The organism is Micrococcus sp. HSID17227, assembly GCF_003989405.1.
Lineage (GTDB): Bacteria > Actinomycetota > Actinomycetes > Actinomycetales > Micrococcaceae > Micrococcus > Micrococcus luteus.
The window spans coordinates 1-5165 of record NZ_RBLN01000158.1 but is presented as its reverse complement, the minus strand read 5'-3'; the positions used below and the strand labels follow the sequence as shown (position 1 = coordinate 5165).

The window sequence follows — 5165 nt, the reverse complement described above, 5'->3', positions numbered from 1 at the left end:
CTCATCCTGCGCCACGAAGAGCAGGGTGGGGCCGGAGCCGGAGACCATGCCGCGCAGCGCGCCTTCGTCCATACCGAGGTCGAGGACGTCCGAGAGCTCGGGGAACAGGACGACGGCCGGGGTCTGCGCGACGGCGGCGGGGGCACCGAGGCCGGTGACGACGGCGGCGCCGAGGGTCAGGGCGGTGGCGGTGCGGCGGATGTCAGTCATGATCGTGCTCCTCTCACCGGCGGCCTGCGCCGACCGGCGTCGGGGTGGATCGGCCGGAAGTCCCGGACGACCCTGTCGGTCATACACAGGCACCGTACGCATAGGGGGGTGGGGATACGTCAACGGTTGCCGTCCCGGGGTCAGGGCCGGCCGGCCCGGGCGGAGCCGCAGCAGGAGCCCGCAGCCCCCGGCCCGGCGCGCCCCGGGGTGCAGGGCACGACGACGTCGAAACGCGTCCACCCGCCCTCGGACGCCACGGTCACGTCCCCGCCGTGGCTGCGCGCGATCGAGCGCACGATGGCCAGACCCAGACCCGTGGACGGCTCCGTGCCCGGGGGGCCCGTCCGGCCCTTCCCGGGGCCGCGGACGAAGCGGTGGAAGAGGGTGGCGTGTCGGTCGGCCGGGATGCCGCCGCCGTCGTCGTGGACGCTGACGAGCATGAAGCCGGGCCGGGGCTGGTCCTGCCGCACGGAGGCCGTGACGGTGGTCCCGACGGGGGTGTGCTTGGCCGCGTTGGAGAGCAGGTTGCCGACCACGCGGGCCAGCTGCGACCGGTCACCGGTGACGGACCGCTGGGTGCCCGGCTCCGCCCCCTCGGGCAGGTCCACCACCCACGTGTGGTCCGGCCACGCCGCGCGGGCGTCCATCACGCCCTCGAGGACCACCTCGGACAGGTCCACCTGTTCGGCCAGCGCCACCTCCCCGGAGGGCTTCAGGCCCATGGCCCGGCCGCGCGAGACGGACTCGAGCCGTTCGAGCAGGAGCATGTCGTCCACGAGGGCGGCCATCCGGTCGGCCTGGAACAGCACCCGGTCGAGCGACCGCCGGCCGGTCGCGGAGAGCTCCTCCGTCATCGCGATCATCTCGGCGTAGCCGCGCACCGAGGCGAGCGGCGTGCGCAGCTCGTGGGAGGCGTCCGCCATGAACCGGCGCATCTGCTGCTCCTGCACGCGGCGCTGCTCCAGGGCCGCCTCGACCGAGCCGGTGAACCGGTCGAGCGCCTGGGCGACGACGGCCACCTCGTCCGGACCCTGCAGGAGCCGAGGCGGCATGCGTGAGTCCTCCGGGTCGAGCCCGGCGCGGGCCATGTCCACCTGGGCGACCCGCTCGGCGACGGCGGCGACCTCGCTGAGCGGGGCCAGGCCCCGACGCAGCCACAGGTTCACCAGGATCGCGGTGGTGAGGACGGTGACGGACAGTCCGACGGCGACCGCGAGCAGCGCCTGCCGTGTGACGTCGGACATGGCGCCCGTCGGCGCCCCCACCACGAGCACCTGGTCCGCGGCCACCCAGGGGCCCGGCGCGGTCAGGGTCTGGGCCTGGACGCGATAGGAGACGTCGCCGACGACGGCGTCCAGCATCGGCCCGCCCGGCCGGTCCCGGAGGGCGTGCAGAAGGTCGTGGGCCTCCCGCGCCGTGAGCGGCACGGACTCCCCGGCGTCACCGACCCGGTGCCCGATGAGGGCGTCCTGCTGATGCTCCTCCAGACCGGAGAGCGGGACGAGCGCGACCACCGTGCCCTCGGGCTGGCCGAGGGTGCCCGGCACGCGGAGGTCCCCCTGCCCCGGGCCGCCGTCGCCCCCTCCGCCCGGCGAGGGGGCCGTCAGCTGCTCCGAGGCGCGGATCCATGCTTCGGAGGCGTCCCGGGAGGCGGATTCGGTCAGCAGGGCCTTCGTGATGCCGGCCGCGTAGAACGAGTAGGCCAGGATGGTGGCCATCAGGATCAGAAGGACGCCGGCGCCGATGCGTCGGGCCAGCGACGTGGGCCGCCTGCGGCGGGTGCTGCCGTGCCCCGACGGGACCGCGGCGGTCTCAGGCAGGCCGGATGACATACCCGGCGCCGCGGATGGTGTGGATCATGGGATCCCGGTCCGCGTCGATCTTCTTCCGCAGGTAGGAGATGTACAGCTCGACGATGTTCGCGCGGCCGCCGAAGTCGTAGCCCCAGACGTCCTGCAGGATGCGCTCCTTGGAGAGCACCGTGCGGACGTTGGCCATGAGGAACTTCAGCAGGTTGTACTGCGTGGCCGTCAGCTCGATCTCGTCGCCGCCGCGGGTCACCTCGTGGGTGCGGGTGTTCATCACCAGGTCGCCGACCACGAGCACCTCGGAGCCGCCCGAGACCACGCCGGAGCGCTGCACGAGCCGGTGCGCGCGGATGAGCACCTCCTCCATGGAGAAGGGCTTGGTCACGTAGTCGTCGCTGCCGGCGGCCAGGCCCGCCACGCGGTCCTCGGTCGCGTCCTTGGCGGTGAGGAACATGGCGGGCATCTCCGACCAGTGGGCGCGCAGGCGATCCAGGACGTCCAGGCCGTCCATGTCCGGCAGCATGACGTCCAGGATCGCCAGGTCCGGACGGCCGGCGGTGCCCAGCTCGGCGGCGGTCGCGCCGTCGTGGGCCACGATCACCTCCCAGCCGCAGAGGGTGAAGCCCATGGAGAGCAGGTCGGCGATCATCGGCTCGTCGTCCACGACGAGCACCCGCACCGGCGCGCCGTCCGGGTGCGAGAGCTCGGGCAGGACCTTCTTCAGCTCCGCCATGGATGACGGGCCGGTGGTGCTCTGGATGGGGCTCACAAGGTTCCTCTACGTTCAAGAGACGGTTCACGGTGCCCACGCGGACGTCGCGGGCTGCGGGGGACGAGCGCCTCGCGACGGAGGGGCGACGCCGTTCCGGGGGATGGCGGACGGGCGGCGACCGGAGGCCGGGGGGTGCGCGGATCCCCCCTCGACGGAGCCCCATGCTACGCGGATCAGCCGGGTCGGCCCAGAGTCTTCTCGGATTGCGGACATCAGCGTGACTCGTCACAGCCCTGACGCATCCGGCGGCGCCACCGGGGCCGCCCTGTGCTGACGCCGCGCCGCGTGGCCGGCGTCAGTCGACCGGCTTCATGGCCCAGTGCGTGGCCAGGGTGCCGAACATGTGGGTCTCGTGCCCGATGTTCACGAAGCCGGCGTCCGCGAAGAGGTCCGCGACCTCGTCCGGCGTGTGGAACGCCTTCGTCGAGGAGGACAGGTACGCGTAGGCCTCCGGCCGGTCGGCCATCAGCTTCGCCAGCTGTGGCATCACCCGGTGGATGTAGAAGGAGGAGAAGGGCTTGAGCACGTTGTCCGGCGCCGGCGACGTCTCGAGGGCCGCGACCCAGCCGCCGGGGCGCAGCACGCGGAACTGCTCGGCGAGGGTCGCCGGGATGTCCGCGACGTTGCGCAGCAGGTAGCCGTGGGTCACGGCGTCGAACGAGCCGGCCTCGAACGGCAGGTCCGTCGCGTCCGCGACGACCCACTCGATGCGGTCCCCGCCCGCGCGGGCACGGCCGACCTCCATCATCTCGGCGGCGATGTCCGCGCCCACCACCTGCGCGTCGGGGTGCTGCTTGAGCACCTCGAACGCGAGGTCGCCGGTGCCGGTGGCCAGGTCGAGCACGCGGGCCTGCGCCGGGATGTTGGCCCGCGCCACCGTGCGGCGCACCAGGCGCGGCTCCTGACCCCATGTCATGACGGCGTTCATCAGGTCGTAGCGGCCGGCGATGGCGTCGAACATCGCGGAGACCCGGTCGTGGTGGTCGGCGGCGCCGCGCTGCGCGTCGCCGCGTGGGGCGGGGAGGGGGTTCTGGCTCACCAGGCCACCGTATCCCGCCCACCTCCCCCCGACGACGGCCCTCCCCGGGATTGCACAGGAGCATTAGGTTGCCCTAACCTTCCGGAGTTACCTCACGTCGGTGTTTGCTAATGCCGGCCCGGCAGGGCCGACGCATCCTCCGACCGCAGACCCGACCCCCTCCGCCCGGCGCCCGCGCGTCGCGACCGTGAAAGGCCACCACCATGGCACCGTCCCCCCTGTCCCGCCGCTCCCTCCTCGCCGGCGGGGGAGTCGGCCTCACCCTCCTGCTCGCCGCGTGCTCCACCGGCCCGGCCGGAGGCTCGGCCTCGTCCTCGTCGGCCGGTGCGTCGTCGTCGGACGCCGCGGGCGGGGACGCCGCGTTCCCCCGCAGCATCGAGCACGTCTACGGCACCACCGAGATCCCGCAGCGCCCGACCCGCGTGGCCACCGTGTCCTGGGTGAACCAGGACGTGGCCCTCGCCCTCGGGGTGGTGCCGGTGGGCATGGCCGCCGTGGAGTTCGGGGGGAACGCGGAGAAGTCCACCGACTGGTTCGACGCGAAGCTCGCCGAGACCGAGGGCGCCCAGAAGCCCGTGCAGTGGTCCGAGGCCTCCGGCATCGACGCCGAGGCGATCGCCGCCGTGAAGCCGGACGTCATCCTCGCCGTCTACTCCGGCATCACGCAGGAGGACTACGACCGCCTCTCGAAGATCGCCCCCACAGTGGCCTACCCGAAGGACGTCCCCGCCTACGGCACCTCGTGGCAGCAGTCCACGGAGGTCATCGGCCGCGTGCTCGGCAAGGAGCAGGAGGCGGAGGAGCTCATCGCGGACCTCGAGCAGCAGATCAAGGACGCCGGCGAGAAGCACGCGGGCCTCCAGGGCGCGTCCTTCGTCTACGGCACCATCGACCCCGCCGCCGCGGACCAGATCAGCATCTACACGGACGTGGACAACCGCCCGAAGTTCCTCGAGCTGCTCGGCATGGAGCAGGCGCCGGTGGTGACGGAGAACTCCCCGGAGGACCAGGCGTTCTTCTTCACGTGGTCGCCCGAGCGCGCGGACGAGCTGGAGTCGGACGTGTTCGTCTCCTGGGCCGCCCAGGACTCGGTCCGCGAGGCCATCGAGTCCGACCCCCTGCTGGGCTCGATCCCGGCCGTGAAGGCCGGCGCCCTCGTCCTGCAGACGGACGAGCAGGAGGTCCTCTCCGTCTCCGCGATCTCCCCGCTGTCCATCCCGTTCGCGCTCGAGAAGGTCGTCCCGCCGATCGCCGAGGCCGCGAAGACCGCGCAGGGCTGATCCCTCCCCATGCCGTCCACGGCCCTGGCCTCCCCGGCCCGCGTCCGCGCGGGCGA

4 protein-coding genes and 1 pseudogene are annotated in these 5165 nt (G+C 73.0%); 1 reads left to right on the top strand and 4 read right to left on the bottom strand.

What is annotated here, in order from left to right; genetic code table 11:
* From D8M29_RS14525 to D8M29_RS08375, 4 genes and pseudogenes are all read right to left on the bottom strand, one after another.
* Nucleotides 1–210: pseudogene (locus D8M29_RS14525) on the bottom strand (4-(cytidine 5'-diphospho)-2-C-methyl-D-erythritol kinase); the annotation flags it as partial.
* 140 nt (nucleotides 211–350) lie between these two features.
* Nucleotides 351–1928, bottom strand: a complete 1578-nt coding sequence (locus D8M29_RS08390; RefSeq protein ID WP_238693359.1) for a HAMP domain-containing sensor histidine kinase — start codon at nucleotides 1926–1928, stop codon at nucleotides 351–353.
* A 94-nt stretch (nucleotides 1929–2022) separates the two neighbouring features.
* The gene (locus D8M29_RS08380) at nucleotides 2023–2751 is read right to left on the bottom strand and encodes a response regulator transcription factor (protein WP_036314541.1); all 729 of its coding nucleotides are present in this window, start codon (nucleotides 2749–2751) and stop codon (nucleotides 2023–2025) included.
* A gap of 334 nt (nucleotides 2752–3085) precedes the next feature.
* Entirely contained in the window at nucleotides 3086–3829 is a 744-nt protein-coding gene (locus D8M29_RS08375; protein ID WP_127435377.1) for a ubiquinone/menaquinone biosynthesis methyltransferase, read from the bottom strand.
* 203 nt (nucleotides 3830–4032) lie between these two features.
* Here D8M29_RS08375 and D8M29_RS08370 point away from each other — a divergent pair, with 203 nt between their 5' ends.
* A complete protein-coding gene (locus tag D8M29_RS08370; RefSeq protein WP_127435378.1) occupies nucleotides 4033–5109 on the top strand; it encodes an iron-siderophore ABC transporter substrate-binding protein in 1077 nt (358 codons plus the stop codon).
* Nucleotides 5110–5165 lie beyond the last annotated feature (56 nt).

Coding starts and splice junctions, on each gene's coding strand:
- D8M29_RS08370 (WP_127435378.1), top strand. CDS start 4,033: ATGGCACCGTCCCCCCTGTCCCGCCGCTCCCTCCTCGCCGGCGGGGGA.
- D8M29_RS08390 (WP_238693359.1), bottom strand. CDS start 1,928: ATGGCCACCATCCTGGCCTACTCGTTCTACGCGGCCGGCATCACGAAG.
- D8M29_RS08380 (WP_036314541.1), bottom strand. CDS start 2,751: ATGGCGGAGCTGAAGAAGGTCCTGCCCGAGCTCTCGCACCCGGACGGC.